Genomic DNA, 5200 nt, shown 5'->3' on the forward strand with positions numbered 1-5200 from the left:
TGAAGGACACCGCCGGCGGCCAGAAACTGGTGGGTTATGTCTCCGGCGAGGGCCTGGAGGAGCAGCGGATCAAGGCCCGCCTGAGGGAACAACTGCCGGAGTACATGGTGCCGTCGCACATCGTGGCGCTGGAGCGGTTGCCCACGCTGCCCAACGGCAAGCTGGACCGCAATGCGTTGCCCGAGCCCACCGTTGGTGCCGCTGATTACGAAGCGCCAGCGACCGCCGGTGAACAGAGACTGGCTGGTATCTGGCGGGACCTGCTGCAGCGGGAGCGAATCAGCCGCAATGACCACTTCTTTGAATTGGGCGGCCATTCCCTGTTGGCGACCCAGATGGTTTCCCGCATTCGCCATGACCTGAATATTGAGCTGCCCCTGCGCGCTGTGTTTGAGGCGCCACTGTTGGCCGAGATGGCTTCGTGGCTGGAGCGCCAGGACAGTGAAAAGCAGGAAGGTTCGACAGGGTCAGAAAACGCGGAATGCCTGGGTGTTCGTCGCCTGGGCCTGACACGGGCGCCGCAGTCCCATGCCCAGCAGCGGCTCTGGTTCCTGGACCGGCTGGAGCCTGACTCCTCCGCCTACAACCTGCCTGCTGTCCTGCATCTGGAAGGCGAGCTGGACGAACAGGCCCTGAGCCGGGCGTTCACCGCGCTGGCCCATCGGCATGAGGTGTTGCGCACCCGGCTGGTTGCCCCGTCGAACGGTGAGGAAGTGCCCCAGCAAGTGGTGGACAGCCCCGAACCGGTGACCGTCGAGCGCGTGGACCTGAGCCGCGCGGCGGATGTGGAGGCGGCTTTCCGTGCCCATGCCATCGGGTTCATGGCACGGCCTTTCCGCCTGGCGGAGCAGCGGCTATGGCGGGTTGGCCTTGTTTGGATGGGTGACAGGGAATGGCGTTTGTTGCTGTGCATGCACCACGCCATTTCCGATGGCTGGTCGGTGTCTGTGTTGCTGCGGGATTTCGCCGCCTGTTACCAGGCAGCCCGGCGGGGGGAATCGCCTGCCCTGGCGGAACTGTCGGTGCAGTACACCGATTATGCCATCTGGCAGCGGGGCTGGCTTGCCAGCGGCGAGGGCGAGCGGCAACTGGAATACTGGCGTGGCAAGCTGGGAGATACACACCCGGTATTGGAATTGCCCACGGACCGACCGCGTCCGTCGCGGCAGAGTTTCAGGGGTGGCCGCCATGAATTTGCCCTGGATGATCGCCTGGCAAGCCGGCTGAAGGAACTGGCAAAGGCTCACGGTGCAACCCCGTTCATGGTCATGCTCGCCGCCTACAACGTGTTGTTGCACCGGCTCAGTGGTCAGTTCGACCTGCGGGTCGGGGTTCCAGTGGCGGGCCGTAACCGCCGGGAGACCGAGGAACTGATCGGATTCTTCGTGAACACCCAGGTACTGCGTTGCCAGGTGGAACCGGCGCTGAATTTTGAACAGGTGCTTGGCGAGGTCCGCGCCACCGTCATCGACGCCCAGGCCAACCAGGATCTGCCCTTTGAACAGCTGGTGGAGGCCCTGCAGCCGGAGCGCAGCCTGAGCCATAACCCGCTGTTCCAGGTGGCTTACGATCACCAGCGCCGCGACTATGAAAACCTGCTCTCCCTGCCCGGCCTGGAGGTGGAAGCCCTGGGGTTCAACAATGGCAGAACCCAGTTCGACCTGGCGCTGAACACCGTCGAAAGTCCGGACGGGCATTTGGCGGGTGACTGGAACTACGCCACCGATCTGTTCGATCCGCAAACCATTGAGCACCTGCACCGTCGGTTCGAACACTTGCTGCACCAGATTGCGGAAGCGCCGCAAACGGCTATCGGCGACTACGACCTGTTGGACGAGGCCGACCGGCACCGGCTGTCTGTCTGGAACGCCACCTCGGTGGACTACGGCCAGCCCGAGCCGGTGCACCGGATATTCGAAAGCCAGGCCCGGGCAAATCCGGAACGGGAGGCCCTGGTGTTCGGCGACCACCGCCTGAGCTATGGCGAACTCGACCGCACGGCCAACCGCCTGGCCCATTACCTGGTGGGCCAGGGCATCCATGGCGACAGCCTGGTGGGCGTGGCAATGGAACGATCAGTGGAGCTGGTGGTGGCCCTCTACGCCATCCATAAGGCGGGTGCCGCCTATGTGCCCATTGACCCGGACCATCCCGGCGAGCGCCAGCGTCAGGTGCTTGAGGGGGCGGACATCGCACTGGTGCTGAGCCATGAAGCGGCGATGGATCGGCTGCCGTCGGTGCCTGGCCTGTCGGTCCTCAACCTGGACCGGCTGGAGCTTTCAGGTCAGCCCGATAGCGCACCCGGGGTTGCTATTCATCCCCGGCAGCGGGCGTATGTTATCTATACGTCGGGCTCCACCGGCGCCCCCAAGGGCGTGGCCAATAGCCACGCCGCCCTGTTCAACCGCCTGCAATGGATGCAGTCGGCCTACGAGCTGGGTGAGGGCGATATCGTGCTGCAGAAAACACCCTACAGTTTCGATGTGTCGGTATGGGAGTTCTTCTGGCCGCTGATGGTGGGCGCCCGGTTGGTGGTGGCCCGGCCCGGTGACCACAAGGAGCCAGCCAGGCTGGTTGAGCTGATCCACCGCGAGTCGGTGACCACACTGCACTTTGTGCCGTCGATGCTGTCGGCCTTTATGACGCAGGATGACCTGAACGATTGCGAGAGCCTGCGCCGCATTGTGTGCAGTGGCGAGGCCCTGCCCGGGGAACTGCAGGATCAGGTGCTCCAGCGCCTGCCGCAGGCGAACCTGTACAACCTCTACGGACCCACCGAGGCGGCCATTGATGTCACCCACTGGACCTGCCGGGCCGATGAGCGCAGTTTAATTCAAACCGTTCCCATCGGCCGCCCCATCGGCAATCTGCAGATTCATATCCTCGACTCTCGTCTCAACCCACAGGCCGTCGGCGTGGCCGGCGAACTGTATATCGGCGGCGCGGGCCTGGCGGAAGGCTACGTTGGGCGCCCTGATCTGACCGCCGAGCGCTTCGTGCCCAACCCGTTTGCGAGCGGTGAGCGCCTGTATCGCAGTGGTGACCTGGCGCGCTGGTGTGCGGACGGCACAATCGAGTACCTGGGCCGGCTGGACCACCAGATCAAACTGCGGGGCCTGCGTATCGAGCTGGGCGAGATCGAGGCGGTCATGCGCCTCCATGAAGGGGTTGCCGACGCCGTGGTGGTTGCCTGTAGCGATCAGTTGGCGGGGTATGTCCAGGGCATACAGGTTGACCTGGAGGCCCTGCGAAATGAGCTGAAGCGACGGCTGCCGGACTATATGGTGCCCAGTCATCTTATGGCGCTGGAGGCCTTCCCGCTATCAGCCAACGGAAAACTGGACCGCAAGGCGTTGCCGGAGCCGGAGGTGGATGTTGCCGAATACGAGGCACCGCAGGGTGAGCTTGAACAACGCCTGGCGGTACTATGGCAGGAAGTTCTGGGAGTGGAACGTGTTGGTCGCCAGGACAACTTCTTTGCCCTGGGCGGTCACTCCTTGCTCGGTGTCAATCTGGTCCACCGGATTCGCAAGAGCCTGAATCGCACCTTGCCCCTGAGCTCACTGTTTGAAGCCGACTCCCTGGCGGGGCTGGCCGTGGCGCTGGAACAGGTGGCTGAGAATAACGGCACGGCCCTGGCTCCGTACCCGCGCGGCCAGCAGTCGCCCCAGTCCTACGCCCAGCAGCGGCTGTGGTTCCTGGCGCAACTGGAACCGGACAGCAGCGCCTACCACCTGCCGGGTGGTTTGCGTTTACAGGGCGAACTGAACCCGGAGGCCCTGTTAGCGGCCTTTATGCAACTGGCCCGTCGCCACGAATCCCTGCGTACCTGCTTCAGCCACGGCGACAACGGTGTACCTCAGCAGTGCATCCTTGAAACCGATGCCCTGCCCATGGAACAGGAGGATCTGCGGCATTCCGACGACCCCGAGAGGGCATGCGCGGAGCGGTTCCGGGCCTTCAGTCGCCGCCCGTTCGACCTGGAGAGCTCACCACCCTGGCGTATTGCGCTGGTTCGCATGGACGAGTCCGAGTGGCGCCTGTTGCTGTGCATGCACCACATTATTTCCGATGGCTGGTCCATGCAGTTGCTGCTGGAAGAGCTCGTGGACTTCTATCGCAGTGCTGCACTGGGAGAATCCGGCGGCGTGGATCCATTGCCGGTACAGTACGCCGACTATGCGATCTGGCAGCGGGAGAACCTGGCCGGGGCGGAGCTGGAGCGCCAGTTGAACTGGTGGAAGGCACAACTGGGAGAGGAACATCCAGTGCTGGACCTGCCCAGTGACCGGCCGCGACCGGCCCAGCGGGATGGCCGGGGCGCACGCCATGCCTTCACGTTGCCAGCGGCATTGACCGATCAACTTCGCCTTGCCTCAGGCCGGCAACAGGTCTCCCTGTTCATGGTCATCCTGGCCGGGTTCGAGGCCTTGCTGTATCGCCTCAGTGGCCAGCGGGACCTGCGGATTGGTGTGCCGGTATCCGGCCGCCACCAGCCGGGTACGGAAGGGTTGATCGGGTTCTTCGTCAATACTCTGGTGTTGCGAGCGGAAATGAATCCCGGCGACAGGGTCAGTGATCTCCTGGCCCAGGTGCGCGAGCGGATGCACGGCGCCCAGGCTCATGCCGATCTGCCTTTCGAGCAGTTGGTGGAGGCACTGCAACCGGAGCGCAGCCTCAGCCACAATCCGCTGTTCCAGGTGAGCTATAACCACCAGGTGTTTGACCATCGGCCGTTGGCAGGCATGGACAACCTCCGCTGTGAGCCGCTAGATTGTCCTGCGGAAAATGCCCACTTTGATCTGGTGCTGGGTACCCAGGAGCAGGCGGACGGCCGGGTCCATGGTTACCTGGATTTTGCCACCGACATCTACGACGCCACTACCATCGAGCGGATGGCCGGGCAACTGCTGGCTATCCTGGATGTCATCAGCCGTGAGCCGCAAACCCCGCTGGCCGAGCTGCCGTTGCTCAGTGATGAGGAGCGGGTGGTTTGGGATGACTGGAATCATCCGGCCCACCCGCCGGTGGACCCAAGGCCGATCCCGGCACTGATTGCGGAGCAGGCGCGCCAGCGCCCTGATGCGATTGCGGTGGTCCACGGCGAGGATCGCCTGACCCTTGCCGAGTTCGACAGCCGCGCCAACCGCCTGGCCCACTGGCTGCTGGGGCAGGGCGTGGGGGCCGAAAGCCGCGTGGG

The 5200-nt window shown here is 64.1% G+C and carries 1 protein-coding gene; it reads left to right on the forward strand.

Annotated features, from left to right (window positions below; all coding sequences use genetic code 11):
* The coding region (locus NLU14_RS21220) for a non-ribosomal peptide synthetase (protein ID WP_275710371.1) at positions 1-5200 on the forward strand (5200 nt) is incomplete at both ends.

The organism is Marinobacter iranensis (assembly GCF_029207565.1).
In the GTDB taxonomy this organism is placed as follows: Bacteria; Pseudomonadota; Gammaproteobacteria; order Pseudomonadales; family Oleiphilaceae; genus Marinobacter; species Marinobacter iranensis.